This is a genomic window from Streptomyces sp. NPDC059248, assembly GCF_042753905.1.
Lineage (GTDB): Bacteria > Actinomycetota > Actinomycetes > Streptomycetales > Streptomycetaceae > Streptomyces.
Genome location: NZ_JBHYZV010000004.1, coordinates 62,768 through 75,439, shown reverse-complemented (window position 1 = coordinate 75,439; position 12,672 = coordinate 62,768). Strand labels below are relative to the sequence as shown.

Below are 12,672 nucleotides of genomic sequence, written 5' to 3'. Positions count from 1 at the left end.
CACCCCGCTCCCACCCCCCTTCTCGCCCCCGCTCCCGGCCCCCGCGCTATGCCTTCTCGTACGCCGCCAGCTTCTCCAACGCCCCGTCCGTGAGCCGGAACACCCGGCTGTCCTCCTGCGGACGGGCTCCCAGGGACCGGTAGAACGCGATCGTCTCGGTCAGCTTGTCCAGCACCGACCACTCCAGCCGCTGATACCCCCGGTCCCGGCAGATCCGGGCCAGCGTCGCGAGCAGCGCCTTGCCGTGGCCGCCGCCGCGCCGCGCCGGATCGACATACAGGTCCTCCAGATAGACCCCGTGGACCCCGCGCCAGGTCGAATAGGTCAGGAACCACACGGCGAACCCGATCACGGCGCCGTCGGTGTCGTCGACGGCGATCAGCGCGTGGACGGCGGGCTCGGCCCCGAAGAGCGCCTCGTGGAGCTGCTCCTCGGTGGCACGGACCTCGTCGCGGTAGCCCTGGTACTCGGCGAGGGCCAGGATCATCCGGTGGATGTCGGGTACGTCGGTGGGTGAGGCGGTACGAATCATGGGGTCAGCATGCGGCCGGGCCGCGGACCCACGCCACCGTGTTTCGCCCGCTGATCACCGTCTGAGCAGGGCATTCGCGATGACCACGGCCTGCTCGTCCAAGCCCTCGCCCTCCTTCCCCTGCCCCACGTCCTCCAGGTCCCAGAGCAGGACCTGGAGCACCCGCCCCAGCGTCCACGCCCGCGCCCGCTCCCGGTCCGTGCCCAGCGCCTCCGTCAGCAGATCGAACCGCCACCGGATGGCCGCCGGATCCGGATCGAACCGGTTCATCAGCGCGGGCAGCAACTCGAACCCGGGGTCGCCGGCGAGCGGCTTGGGGTCGATCGCGAGCCACGGCTCCCGCTCCGCCGCCAGCACATTGCCGTAGTGCAGGTCCCAGTGGAGCAGCCGGTCACCGGGCTCGGCCGCGACCTCCCGCAGCGCCGCCGCGCAGTCCGCGAGCAGCCGCCGCCCGTCCGCGTCGCCGAGGGCCGAGAGCGCCCCGGGCAGCTGGTCCAGCATGGCGGCGGTGAGGTCCCCGAGCCGGCGGAGACCGGCGGGCGCGGGCCGGTCGCCCAGCCGGGCGAGCAGCGCGCCCAGGACACGTACCGCCTCCCCCGGATCGGCGACGGAGGAGAGCGGACGGGCCGCGTCCAGCCGCTCCAGCAGCAGGGTGCCGGTCGCCGGGTCGTGGTCCAGCAGCCGTACGGCTCCGTCACCGCCCCAGGCGCGCAGCGCGACCGGCTCGCCGACGGTCTCGTCGTCCACGGGCTGGAGCTTCAGCACCGCTTCCGAGCCGTCCGCCCGCACCACGGGCAGAACGAGCGCGACGACCCCGTGTGCCGGGGGCCCGTCGGGTCCGAGCCCCCATCGCTCCATGAACTCGGCCGCGCGGGCGGGCAGCGCGTCGATGAACGCGCCGGCAGCGGCACCGCTGTGCGCCCGGTGCGAGGCGGCCAGAGCCTCCGGAACCACGATCATGCGACCGATCGTACGCGCGGCCTCGGCACCGGCCGCGGGTTATCCACAGGCCCCGGACGGCGGCCGGGATCAGCCCACGGCCCTCTTCAACAGGTCGGCGATCGCCCGCTCGCCCCGGTCGCTCAGCTCGTTCACCGCGTACGACGTGGGCCAGACGCCGCTCTCGTCGTCGAGGTTCGCCTCGGGGGTGAAGCCGAAGGCCGAGTAGCGCTCCTTGTCGACGTGCCCGCTGCGGAAGAAGCACACGACTTTCCCGTTCCTGGCGTAGGCGGGCTGCCCGTACCAGAGCTTCGGTGCCAGGTCGGGGGCGTGGACGGCGACGAGGGCGTGGAGCCGTTCGGCCACCGCGCGGTCCGCGGGCTCCATCTTGGCGATCTTCGCCAGGACATCGCGCTCCTCGGCCGCGGCCTTCTTGGAGCCGCGGCCGCGGCTCGCCTCCGTCCGCAGCTCGACCGTACGCTCCCGCAGGGCGCTGCGCTCCAACTCCGACAGACCATCGCTCATCGCCGCACTCTCCTCTTCGTCGCCTTTGATGGAGTGCTGTCGACGCTAGCCAGCCGACGGGACCCGGGCTTCTCGATTCCTGACCGATCCCGTCCGGCTCTCTCCGCACTCCCGCGGACGCGCCCGGCTGCATACAGTCGTACCCCCCGACATCACAACCAGGACCAGGGACGGCATGAGGACGACGGGCACGGTCAACGGCGGTATCTCGTTCTGGTACGCGCAGGACGGACTCGCCGCACCCCGCGAGCCACTGCCCGGTGACACGACCGCCGACGTCTGTATCGTCGGCGGCGGCTACACCGGCCTGTGGACGGCGTACTACCTGAAGAAGGCCGTCCCCTTCCTCAACATCACCGTCCTGGAGGCGGCGTTCTGCGGCTACGGCGCCTCCGGGCGCAACGGCGGCTGGCTCTACAACGGCATCGCGGGCCGCGACCGCTACGCCCGCCGCCACGGCCACGAGCCCGCCGTCCGCCTCCAGAAGGCGATGAACGACTCCGTCACCGAGGTGATCGACGTCTGTGCCGCCGAGGGCATCGAAGCCGATGTCCACCGCGGCGGCGTCATCGAGGTGGCCCGCTCCCCCGCCCAGGCGGCCCGGCTGCGGGACTTCCACTCGGTGGAGGTCGCGTTCGGCGAGACCGACCGGGTGCTGATGGGCGCCCGGGAGACCGCCGAACGGCTCAGGGTCGCCGGGGCGGTGGCCTCGTCCTGGACCCCGCACGGCGCCAGGATCGACCCGGTGAAGCTGGTCAAGGGCCTGGCGGCGGCCGTGGAGGCGCTCGGGGTCACGATCCACGAGTCGACCCCGGTCACCGAGATCAGACCCAAGCACGCGGTCACGCCGTACGGTACGGTCCGCGCGCCCTATGTCCTGCGCTGCACCGAGGGGTTCACCGCGACGATCAAGGGGCGGCGCCGGGACTGGCTCCCCATGAACTCCTCGATGATCGTCACCGAACCGCTGCCGCCGGAGGTGTGGGACGCGATCGGCTGGACCGGCCGCGAGACGCTCGGCGACATGGCGCACGCCTATGTGTACGCGCAGCGGACGGCGGACGACCGGATCGCGATCGGCGGGCGCGGGGTGCCGTACCGCTACGGCTCCCGTACCGACAACGACGGCCGTACGCGGCCCGAGACGGTCGCCGCGCTCCACGAGATCCTGCTCGCGTTCTTCCCGCAGGCGGCCCGCGCGGGCATCGACCACGCCTGGTCGGGCGTGCTGGGCGTACCGCGCGACTGGTGCGCCACCGTCACCCTGGACCGCTCGACCGGCCTGGGCTGGGCGGGCGGCTACGTCGGCTCGGGGGTGACCACGGCGAATCTGGCGGCCCGTACGCTCCGGGACCTGATCCAGCGGGACTCGGGCCAGGCGGGGCCGACGGAGCTGACGTCCCTGCCGTGGGTGGGCCACAAGGTCCGCAAGTGGGAGCCGGAGCCGCTGCGCTGGCTCGGGGTCCGGGCGCTGTACGCGGCGTACCGCGGCGCGGACCGGCGCGAGTCGACGGCGCGTTCGACGGCGACGGACCGGGTGGCACGACTCGCGGACCGGATCTCGGGCCGCGGCTGACCGGACCGCCCCGCCCCGCGCGCCGGCCTCCCCTTCCGGCACGCGGAGACGGCCGCGGCCGAACCCGTCATGGACTAACCCCGGTTCGAGGCGAGTTCCTTCGCGGCCTCGGTGAGGTCCTTGGCGGTGTCGATGGCACGCCAGTACGCGCCCTGCGGCAGCGGGAAGCCCGCGAGGCGCCGCTCGCGCGCGAGGCCGGGGAAGGTGGTGCGCTCGTGGTCGCCGACGTCCGGCAGGAGATCACGGAAGGCGGCGGAGAAGACGTACACGCCCGCATTGATCAGGAACGGCGACGGCGGCGACTCGATGAAGTCGGTGATGTGCCCGAACGCGTCGGTCTCGACGGCGCCCCAGGGGATCCGCGGCCGGGCCAGGGCGAGGGTCGCGGTGGCGTCGCGCTCGGTGTGGAACGCGGCCATGTCGCGGAGCGAGAACCGGGTCCAGATGTCGCCGTTGGTGGCGTACCAGGGCTGGTCGGGGTGGGGCAGATGCGCCGCGGCGTACTTCAGCCCGCCACCGCGTCCCAGGGGCTCCGTCTCCACGACGGTGGTGACGGAGAGCGGCAGTTCGGTGCTCTCCAGCCACTTCTGGAGCACCTCGGCGAGATGACCGCAGGAGACGACGACGTCGGTCACGCCCTCGGCGGCCAGCCAGGCCAGCTGATGGCCGATGATCGGGGTCCCGGTTCCCGGGATCTCGACCATCGGCTTGGGACGGTCGTCGGTGTACGGGCGGAGCCGCGACCCCTGGCCACCGGCCAGGACGACGGCCTGCGTCGGATACGTGGGCATATGCATGCCCCGAACCTTATGCGGACCGGCGCGCGACGGACCCCGGGGGGAGCCACGGCGTCCCCGGGCGGCCCGGGGTCAGCTCCCCTGTGCCCGCTGGGCGACACCGGCGGCGAAGGACGTGTCGCAGACGGGCTTGGAGTACTGCTGCGCCTTGGTGGGCCCGAGCCGCTCGACGGCGGCGCGGCCGAGGGCGCGGGCGATGCCCATGCAGTGCCGCGAGAGGGAGGGACGCGCCTCGACCTCGCGCTGGAGGTGGGTGAGGACGGTACCGGGGTCCTTCTCCTGGAGTTCGGTGAGGAGCCGGTCGCGCAGGACGTCCTGCGGGGCGCGGACGGGGGCGGCGGGCACCGAGACGTTCTGCGACGAGGCGGTGAGCATCCGGGAGTCCGATGGGCCCGCCCACGGGACGCTGGTGACCGCGAGGGTTCCGGAGAGCACCATGACGACGGGGAGGACGAAGGCGAAGGAGCGGCCGATGCGCCGTGCGGAGTGAGTCACGCGAGCGAGCGTAGCGGGCAGTGATGATTTGGCGACATTTCGTCACCCCCCCGGGGGAAGCCGGGGAGAAGGTTCTAGGAAACCTTTCGAATCCGCCCGGCGGCGACGGGCCCCTGACAACGCGAAACGGCCCCGGGGATCCCGGGGCCGTTCCGTCAAGGCGGGTATGCCGTGTGTCAGTCGGAGAGGCGCTCGCCGGAGGACGTCGAGAAGACGTGGATCTCGTTCGGCCGCGGCACGACGTGCAGCTCGCTGCCCTTGTCCGGGGTGGCCCGGCCGTCGACGCGGACGACCAGGTCCTTGTCCTCGCCGCCGACGCGGGCGGAGCCGTAGACGAAGCTGTCGGAACCCAGCTCCTCGACGACGTTGACGGAGATCGCGAGCCCGGCGGGGGCGTCGTCGGACTCCTTGGAGAGGGACTTGGCGACGCTGCCGTTGTGCTCGACGACGTCGAAGTGCTCCGGGCGGACACCGACGGTCACCGTGGTGTCACCGCGGTCGGCGGCGGCGCTCAGCGCGTCCCGGGAGACCGGCACGACGCTGTTCCCGAACTTGACGCCGCCGTCGATGATCGGGACGGTGACCAGGTTCATCGCGGGCGAGCCGATGAAGCCGGCGACGAAGAGGTTCGCCGGGCGGTCGTACATGTTGCGCGGGGTGTCGACCTGCTGGAGCAGACCGTCCTTGAGCACCGCCACCCGGTCGCCCATGGTGAGGGCCTCGGTCTGGTCGTGGGTGACGTAGACCGTGGTGATGCCGAGCCGGCGCTGGAGCGACGCGATCTGCGTACGGGTGGAGACCCGGAGCTTGGCGTCGAGGTTCGACAGCGGCTCGTCCATGAGGAACACCTGCGGCTCCCGCACGATGGCCCGCCCCATCGCCACCCGCTGGCGCTGACCACCGGAGAGCGCCTTGGGCTTGCGCCCCAGGTACTCGGTGAGGTCGAGGATCTTCGCGGCCTCCTCGACCTTCGCCCGGATCTCCGCCTTGTTGACCCCGGCGATCTTGAGCGCGAAGCCCATGTTGTCGGCGACGGTCATATGCGGGTAGAGCGCGTAGTTCTGGAACACCATCGCGATGTCCCGGTCCTTCGGCGGCAGATGCGTGACGTCCCGGTCACCGATCCGGATGGCACCGCCGTTGACGTCCTCGAGCCCGGCGAGCATCCGCAGGGACGTGGACTTGCCGCAGCCGGAGGGACCGACGAGGACGAGGAACTCCCCGTCCGCGATCTCGATCTCCAGCTCGTCGACGGCGGGCTTGGTGGACCCCGGGTAGATCCGGGTGGCCTTGTCGAACGTTACGGACGCCATGACGCGTCTCCCCTCACCGGCAGGAACGTGCCGGACGATCCGAGTAAAAGGAATTGGTGTAGTCCACTCACGTGGGCTGCTGGTGACGCTACCCCGGCGATGTCCCATCTGTCAGCAGTGCCGCCGAACCGAGATCCAAACCCGCCCGCCCCACCTCCTCGGACCCCGCCACCGGCCCGCCCCCGCTGTGTACAGTGGGTCCTTCGCACGGGGTCCGCCCCGCTGCCGGTGCCTCCTTAGCTCAGCTGGCCAGAGCAACGCACTTGTAATGCGTAGGTCGTCGGTTCGAATCCGACAGGGGGCTCTTCTCATGCCCGGGTCAGAAGCTTCTGACCTGGGCATTCTTCGTTTCGGAGCGATGCCGGAGAGCCGTCGGGCACAGGGTGGGCCGGGAGGCTTGGGGGCGGTCAGTCATGGATCCGGTGGGCGGCCCAGAACGGGGTCAGGTCCTTGGCCGTGACGGCTTGGGCGGCGGCCTTGAAGGCGGATGTGGTGCTCACGCCGTGACGGTGGGTGCGGACATAGCCGCGGAGCAGGCGGGACATCGCGTCTGGGCCGATCATCCGGCGCAGGTCGTGCAGCGCGCAGGCGCCGTAGCCGTAGACGACGTCCTCGTACCGGTGGGGATGGTCGTCCCAGTACGCCATGCCGTTGGTGATCGACTCCTGCGGTGCGGACCACTCGACGGCCCCCCAGCAGCCCGAGCCGTCGCGGCCGATGGCGAGCTCGGTGGCGTACTCGGCGAAGGATTCGTCCAGCCAGGGCCGGCGGTACTGGTCGTTCCCGACGACGCCGTACCACCACTGGTGGGCGATCTCGTGGAGGAGGGCGGAGGTCTTCACCCGGCTCAGGACGAACCCCGGGTACTCCATACCGCTGAACCAGAGGTCGTTGTCCACGACGACGTCCAGCTCGGCGTAGGGGTAGCCGCCGAACGCGTGGGCGTGGGTGGCCATCCCGGCGCCGGCGGCGGCCAGCATGGCCCGGGCATCCGCGGCCGGGACGCCGGCCCCGCTGTGGACGTTGATCACGACCCCGTCCGCGGTGACCTGGGACACGGTGTCGAACGGGCCCGCGGACCAGGCGAAGTCGCGCACCTCGCGGGCCCTCACCGTGGTGACGGTCCGTCCGGTGGACCCCGGAGTGCCGGTCGCGCTGCCGGTGGCGGGCACCTTGAGCGCGGCCGGGTGGTCGAGCACCACGGTGAAGTCGGCGGCCAGGGTGTAGAAGGACTCCCCGGTGTCGGTGAACGGGTCGAGGTGCCAGCCGGCGCCGTCCCTCACCGCGAGCACCGGCAGGGCGTTGCCGAAGTGGCTGTACGCCCCGTACCGGCCGAACCTTCCTGCGCTGTCGGCCAGTTCGGGGGCGCGGATGGCGAGGTCGAAGCCGATCGTGTGGCGCTCGCCGGGACCGAGCGGATCCGGCAGGACGATCCGGAGCGCCGTGCACCCGGCCCGGAAGCCGTCCGCGGTGGCCCCGACGAGGTTGCTCACCGTGACCGCCGGTGCCGAGCAGCCGCCGGGGGCGTTGCCCCACAGTCTGAGGTAGACCTCCCGGAGCGGATCCGCCGCGGCATGGGTGAAGCTCACGCGCCCGCGCCCGGACCACCGGCCCCCCGTGGAGTCACCGGCCAGCTCGACCGTGTAGGCCGCCGAGGCCGGTGTCCGGGTCGGGTCGGTGGGCCGCCCGTTGCCGGACGGGGTGCCGCCCGGCATGGGGGCCAGCAGCGCGAGGCACCCGAGAAGGACCGCCGCGAGCCGAGCGGACCTGCTCAAGCATCCTCCCGCGGAGTCCGCGCCGGCGTCTCGTGCGGGTGGACCGGGCCCGTCGGCAACCGGCTGCCGTCGCGTTCCCGCTGCCGCTGCACCGCCAGGTCCACCGCCCGGTCGACGGCGGGCAGACAGGCCGCGATATCCGTATGGACCACGTACTCCACGGATGCGACCGTGTGCAGGCCCTGGATCAGGAAGGTGTACTCGTGTTCGCGCTCCAGCAGCAGGACGATGGGCTTACCGAAGGCACTGGCCCACCCGATCTCGATATGGGTGCCCGGGGAGGCTGGATGGCCCGGCAGCGCCACGAAGACATCGGCCTTGCGGATCTCGTCCTGGTCCAGTTTGGTGCACTGCTCCGGAAGCATCAGTTCCGCCCCCCACGCCTCACGGCGGTGGGCATTGTGCACGGAGAGCCCCTGTGCCTCGAAATGCTTGATCAGGATGTCGAACGGGCCTCGGGCGGCGGCCGGCATCCTTCCGGTCTCGGGGTCCAGGAGCTGGATGAACGGGCCGGCGAGGAAGAGGGAGCGGATGCCCGGGTCGGGCCGGGAGCCAGGGGAGTCGAGGGGTGGTGTGACGGCCATGGGAGTGCCTCCGTGGTGGCGCTGGTGCTCGGTGTCGGGTGTCGGTGGCGCGTGGAGAGGGAGGGGGGCGGGCGGGGCGAGCCGGGTCAGTCCTTGAGGAAACACTGGATGAAGGCGTCGCCGGTGGTGCCGCCGTGTGTGTACTCGGTGGTGTCGTAGGCGACGAAGGGGTGCCGTTCGACCCGGATCCGGCGGAAGTGCGGGAAGTACTGCCGGCGCAGCTCCGGCTTGGTGCTGAAAAACGGGATGAAGACGCCGCCGGTGCGCAGCACCCGGACGACCTCCGGCATGACGCGGGCCCACAGCTCGTCGTCCGTCCAGACCTCCATGTCGAGGGCCGGGTCGAAGAACATCCCGTCGACGCTCTCCGACGGCAGTTCGAAGATCCGTTGGAAGAAGTCGCCGCGCTCGACGGTGAGGTTGTCGGGTACGTGGGGGTGCCGGGCCCGGAACAGGTCTTCGACCTCGCCGAAGAGCTCCAGCACCGTGTGGCTGCGGGTCACCGGGTTGCCGGCGATGCGCAGCGCGGACAGGCCCAGGCCAAGACCGACCTCGTAGAAGTCCTTGCCGTACTCGCACAGCATGTCGGCGCTGGCCCACATCAGGTCCCGCTCCCAGGCCTGCATGGCCTGCTCGCCGCCGATACTGAGGGTCACTTGGCCGTTCTGCTCGATCAGTTCGATCGCCGGCTGCTCCCGGGGCGCGGTGCCCGGCTCCGTAACGTTCGGGGTTTCCATGGTCTTCTCCCTGTGAGGTGGGGGGGGCGGGCAGGAGAGGCGGTCAGACGGTCCGGGGAACGACTCCGAAGTGGCGCCGGGCCGTGGAAACGGCGAGGTCCTGTACGGCGAACACCGTGAAGTAGTACGCCTGGGGCGCGGTGCCGGGCGCGAACCGCACCCGGAACGCGACGTCCTCGGCTCGTCCACCGGTGAGCCGGCGCTTGGTGGTGGCCGGTTCCACGGTCGTGTCCTCGCGCAGATAGGTCGGTACGAAGAGGCCCAGCCGGACCGGGCCGGTGCGGGCCGCGGTGACCGTGGCCCGGACTTCCAGTACCTCGCCCTGCCCGACCGCGTCGGCGGCATGGGCGAGCAGGGCGGGTGCGTCCGGGATCCGGAAGGTGACATCGCCGCACCGCATGCAGACGGCACAGGTGGTGTCCAGGACGTACGGGAGCAGACCCCGCCGGGTGAACTCCTGCGCGGGACGGCCGCAGTGGCAGGTGACCTCCCGGACCCGGGGGTCCAGGGTGCTGCGGTCGCCGAAGTGCGCCGGGTAGTTCATCAGCGCGGTCTCGGGGTCGGCCGAGACTTGCTCGGTGATGACGTGGTCGAGGGATTGCAGATCCGCCGTGAGCGAGGCCGTGATCTGCTCGGGCGACTGGTCGGCGAGGTGCGTGGGCCTGGCCACCCAGAGGTCGACCTTCCGGGCGAGTCTGGTCAGCCGGGGCCTCAGCGGGTGGTGGTGCGGCAGCAGGTCCGAGGCGAGATAGGCGGTGAGCCGGCCGCCCACGGTCAGGAGCAGCGGGTCCGGGCGGTGGTCCACCGGAGCGGGGGGTGCCGGGGTGTCCTCCGGCGCCTCCGGCAGTCCGAAGCGCATGAACGCCGGGTAGGGGTGCGAGCCGGCCAGGCTGGCGTTGAGGGTGTCGACGGAGTCCGCGCCGACGAGGGCGCCACGCATCCAGGCGACGTTCTCCGGCCGGTCGGAGTCGTGCACGGATACGGCCGAGACCACCGTGCGGGCGGGCCCGTCGAGGGCGTTCAGCAACAGCTGGTACTTCGGGTCGTACAGGGCGAGGTCCGCGAGCGGGCCGCTGTTGCACGCGCTGAGCACCAGTTCCACGGCCTGTACGCGGTTGAGGGGGACCAGTTTGTCCTCCGGCTTGTAGCAGGGCAGCCCGTACGCGCAGCGCGGACCGAGGAGTCCGGGCACGGCCGGGGCGGCGGGGTTGAGACCGCAGATGGTGAACTCGCCGAGGTTGACGCTGTCGTCCTTGCCGTGCCCCTGGAAGCCCACCCGCAGCCATCGGGTGTCCCCGATCGCCGCCTGGATGTCCGTACTCTCGAAGTCCCGGTCGTCGAAGACCTGGACGCCGGGCAGCCGGGGCGGCCGGTCGGTGTCGGTGAAGAGGCCCAGCGCGTCGACGTCGAGTGCCGGCCGCGCGTACTGCTTGGCGACGTTCCAGCAGACCGAGGCGGCGTCGCGGCCGCTCAGCAGGGTCAGTCCGTGCCGGGCGCCGCGGTAGGTCGCCAGCAGCAGGGCCCGTACGGGGTCGAGGGTGAGCCGGTCGTAACAGCCGACGAGCAGCAGCGAGCCGCCGTGCCGGGCCCTGAACGCGGCGATGTCCGCGAGTTCTCCCTCGTCCGCCCACACGCGGGCGAACGGACGGGCCAGTTCCGCGAGCCCGTCCGGCAGCTGCGCCGCGCCGAGGACGACGCCGGTGTCCAGCGGGTGCGGCCGCCGCAGTCCGCCGTACAGGCGGCCGGCGAGTTCGACGCTCGCCGTCAGATCGGCGCGGTCCTCGGTCGGGACCGGCACCGGCACCGGCACCGGCACCGGCGGGTGCGGAAGGGAGCCCAGGAACTCCCGGACGGCTTCGGCGAACTCCCGCCGGGTGACCGGTCGGAACAGGGGGGCCGGGCCGGACGGCCGGTCGGCTCGCTGGTGGGTGAGCGCGGCGTTCATGGTGGATACCTCGTGTCGCCCGCGCCGGGGCGCGGGGCATGGGGGGGGGCGGGAGCGGGCCGGACGGGGAGCGGTCGGTTCGGGCCGGACGGGGAGCGGTTCGGGTCGGTGGGGGGGCCTCGGCCGGAGGGCGTGGCCGTCATGCCGCGCACTCCACCGCCGGGGCCGCCCGCCGGGTCAGCAGCCCCCGGAAGGCGAAGGCCAGCCCGGCGGCGGCCAGGGCGGTCCCGGTCGCCACCGCGAACACCGTCCGGGGCCCGAACGGGTCCATCAGCAGCCCGCCGGCCTGTTGGCCCAGCGCGTCGCCCAGGACGGTGGCCAAAGACGCCCAGGTGAACGCCTCCGCCATGGAACGTCCGTCGGCGATGCCGCTCACCAGGCTCATCTCGGTGGCGGAGACCAGGGCGATGGGTGCGCTGCCCACCGCGAGCGCCACGGCCAGGCCCACCTGGGAGCTCGCGAGCAGCGTGAGCCCGGTGCCGGCGGCGTAGGCCAGCAGCAGGCGGGGCAGGCGTACCTGAGGGGCCACCTCGGACTGGGACCGGCCGAGCCAGACGGCGCCCAGCGCGCTGCCGACACCCCAGCAGGCATACACCACGCCCGCGCCGCCCGGAGCGCCGTGCAGATCGGTGAAGGCCGGGATCGCCAGGGTCAGCAGACCGATGGGCACCGCGGAGACGGCCATGACGACGGTCAGCGCCAACAGGGCCGGCTCCCGCAACGGGCCCAGCGGGTGGCGTCGGCCCTTCGATGTCGTCGGCGCGTCCTCGGTGCCGGCCGGCAGCCGGGTGTACGCGAGCCCGAGTGTGCCCAGGCCGCCCAGCGCCGCGACCACGGTCAGCGCCAGGCTCGCCGACCCGGCCAGCATCAGCGCCGCCAGCATCAGCGGCGCGCCGATCACCAGGACCTCCGCGAGCAGTGCCTCCCAGAGGTAGGCCGTCTCGCGTTCCTCCTTGCGGAGCGGCAGCCGCGCCCACAACGAGCGCATACAGGCATTCGCGGGCGGCAGCACCACCCCCGCCGCGAACGCCGTCACCGGCTGCGCCCAGCCGCCCGGGCGGGTCGCCCACACCAGGACGGCGAGTGCCGTCGGGTAGGCGACGGCGGTCGCGGTCAGCACCGCCGCCCGGCCGCCGCGGTCGAGGCGGCGGGCGATCAGCGGGCCGCCCAGGGCCATCCCGAGCGTGTACAGGGCGGCGACCAGGCCCGCTTGGGCGTAACTGCCGCCTTGTTCACGGACGGTCAGGACGATGGCCAGTGACATCAGGTAGACCGGCAGTCGGGAGACGACGCTCCACCACGCCGCCCCGGCCACCCGGGGACGTGTGAGCAGGTCGAGGAAGCGACGGGGCAGGCCGCTGGTCACGTCACGGTCTCCGTTCGACGGCCGCGCGGGGCGGCCGGTTCGGGTGCCGGGCCGCCGTCCGGGCGGGCGGCACGGCCGACATTCAGGT

General features: G+C 72.4%; 12 protein-coding genes and 1 tRNA gene. 2 read left to right on the top strand and 11 right to left on the bottom strand.

Features of this window, described 5'->3' with window-relative positions; translation table 11 throughout:
- Nucleotides 1-46 precede the first annotated feature (46 nt).
- The 3 genes from ACFXG1_RS03075 to ACFXG1_RS03065 all read right to left on the bottom strand — a co-directional run bounded on the left by ACFXG1_RS03075 (nucleotide 47) and on the right by ACFXG1_RS03065 (nucleotide 1,996).
- Nucleotides 47-532, bottom strand: coding sequence for a GNAT family N-acetyltransferase (locus ACFXG1_RS03075; RefSeq protein WP_384722193.1), 486 nt, complete (start codon nucleotides 530-532; stop codon nucleotides 47-49).
- A gap of 54 nt (nucleotides 533-586) precedes the next feature.
- On the bottom strand, nucleotides 587-1,492 hold the full coding sequence (locus tag ACFXG1_RS03070) for an aminoglycoside phosphotransferase family protein (protein ID WP_384722190.1): 906 nt from the start codon (nucleotides 1,490-1,492) through the stop codon (nucleotides 587-589).
- 69 nt (nucleotides 1,493-1,561) lie between these two features.
- Nucleotides 1,562-1,996 (bottom strand): DUF1801 domain-containing protein, encoded by a 435-nt coding sequence (locus ACFXG1_RS03065; RefSeq protein WP_384722187.1) that lies wholly within the window; start codon nucleotides 1,994-1,996, stop codon nucleotides 1,562-1,564.
- Between the two features lie 175 nt (nucleotides 1,997-2,171).
- Here ACFXG1_RS03065 and ACFXG1_RS03060 point away from each other — a divergent pair, with 175 nt between their 5' ends.
- Nucleotides 2,172-3,572: an NAD(P)/FAD-dependent oxidoreductase gene (locus ACFXG1_RS03060; RefSeq protein ID WP_384740514.1), complete on the top strand. Its 1,401-nt coding sequence runs from the start codon at nucleotides 2,172-2,174 to the stop codon at nucleotides 3,570-3,572.
- A gap of 74 nt (nucleotides 3,573-3,646) precedes the next feature.
- On the opposite strand, the gene ACFXG1_RS03055 is transcribed toward ACFXG1_RS03060, so the two are convergent.
- The 3 genes from ACFXG1_RS03055 to ACFXG1_RS03045 form a co-directional block, all read right to left on the bottom strand.
- A complete protein-coding gene (locus ACFXG1_RS03055) occupies nucleotides 3,647-4,363 on the bottom strand; it encodes an NDP-sugar synthase (RefSeq protein ID WP_384709532.1) in 717 nt (238 codons plus the stop codon).
- A 78-nt stretch (nucleotides 4,364-4,441) separates the two neighbouring features.
- The gene (locus ACFXG1_RS03050) at nucleotides 4,442-4,864 is read right to left on the bottom strand and encodes a hypothetical protein (protein ID WP_384709486.1); all 423 of its coding nucleotides are present in this window, start codon (nucleotides 4,862-4,864) and stop codon (nucleotides 4,442-4,444) included.
- Nucleotides 4,865-5,040: 176 nt separating this feature from the next.
- Nucleotides 5,041-6,177 (bottom strand): ABC transporter ATP-binding protein, encoded by a 1,137-nt coding sequence (locus ACFXG1_RS03045; RefSeq protein ID WP_384740510.1) that lies wholly within the window; start codon nucleotides 6,175-6,177, stop codon nucleotides 5,041-5,043.
- A 230-nt stretch (nucleotides 6,178-6,407) separates the two neighbouring features.
- On the opposite strand from ACFXG1_RS03045, the gene ACFXG1_RS03040 reads away from it, so the two are divergent.
- A tRNA-Thr gene (locus ACFXG1_RS03040) sits at nucleotides 6,408-6,481 on the top strand.
- A 103-nt stretch (nucleotides 6,482-6,584) separates the two neighbouring features.
- On the opposite strand, the gene ACFXG1_RS03035 is transcribed toward ACFXG1_RS03040, so the two are convergent.
- The 5 genes from ACFXG1_RS03035 to ACFXG1_RS03015 all read right to left on the bottom strand — a co-directional run bounded on the left by ACFXG1_RS03035 (nucleotide 6,585) and on the right by ACFXG1_RS03015 (nucleotide 12,584).
- On the bottom strand, nucleotides 6,585-7,952 hold the full coding sequence (locus tag ACFXG1_RS03035; protein ID WP_384709492.1) for a M1 family metallopeptidase: 1,368 nt from the start codon (nucleotides 7,950-7,952) through the stop codon (nucleotides 6,585-6,587).
- On the bottom strand, nucleotides 7,949-8,536 hold the full coding sequence (locus ACFXG1_RS03030) for a nucleoside 2-deoxyribosyltransferase (RefSeq protein ID WP_384709495.1): 588 nt from the start codon (nucleotides 8,534-8,536) through the stop codon (nucleotides 7,949-7,951). Before ACFXG1_RS03030 ends, ACFXG1_RS03035 begins: the two co-directional genes overlap by 4 nt.
- An 86-nt stretch (nucleotides 8,537-8,622) precedes the next feature.
- The gene (locus tag ACFXG1_RS03025) at nucleotides 8,623-9,273 is read right to left on the bottom strand and encodes a class I SAM-dependent methyltransferase (RefSeq protein WP_384709498.1); all 651 of its coding nucleotides are present in this window, start codon (nucleotides 9,271-9,273) and stop codon (nucleotides 8,623-8,625) included.
- Between the two features lie 43 nt (nucleotides 9,274-9,316).
- Nucleotides 9,317-11,218, bottom strand: coding sequence for a hypothetical protein (locus ACFXG1_RS03020; protein WP_384709501.1), 1,902 nt, complete (start codon nucleotides 11,216-11,218; stop codon nucleotides 9,317-9,319).
- Between the two features lie 139 nt (nucleotides 11,219-11,357).
- Nucleotides 11,358-12,584, bottom strand: a complete 1,227-nt coding sequence (locus ACFXG1_RS03015) for an MFS transporter (protein WP_384709504.1) — start codon at nucleotides 12,582-12,584, stop codon at nucleotides 11,358-11,360.
- Between the last annotated feature and the right edge of the window lie 88 nt (nucleotides 12,585-12,672).

Coding starts and splice junctions, on each gene's coding strand:
- ACFXG1_RS03070 (WP_384722190.1), bottom strand. CDS start 1,492: ATGATCGTGGTTCCGGAGGCTCTGGCCGCCTCGCACCGGGCGCACAGC.
- ACFXG1_RS03025 (WP_384709498.1), bottom strand. CDS start 9,273: ATGGAAACCCCGAACGTTACGGAGCCGGGCACCGCGCCCCGGGAGCAG.
- ACFXG1_RS03030 (WP_384709495.1), bottom strand. CDS start 8,536: ATGGCCGTCACACCACCCCTCGACTCCCCTGGCTCCCGGCCCGACCCG.
- ACFXG1_RS03075 (WP_384722193.1), bottom strand. CDS start 532: ATGATTCGTACCGCCTCACCCACCGACGTACCCGACATCCACCGGATG.
- ACFXG1_RS03065 (WP_384722187.1), bottom strand. CDS start 1,996: ATGAGCGATGGTCTGTCGGAGTTGGAGCGCAGCGCCCTGCGGGAGCGT.
- ACFXG1_RS03045 (WP_384740510.1), bottom strand. CDS start 6,177: ATGGCGTCCGTAACGTTCGACAAGGCCACCCGGATCTACCCGGGGTCC.
- ACFXG1_RS03060 (WP_384740514.1), top strand. CDS start 2,172: ATGAGGACGACGGGCACGGTCAACGGCGGTATCTCGTTCTGGTACGCG.
- ACFXG1_RS03020 (WP_384709501.1), bottom strand. CDS start 11,218: ATGAACGCCGCGCTCACCCACCAGCGAGCCGACCGGCCGTCCGGCCCG.
- ACFXG1_RS03055 (WP_384709532.1), bottom strand. CDS start 4,363: ATGCCCACGTATCCGACGCAGGCCGTCGTCCTGGCCGGTGGCCAGGGG.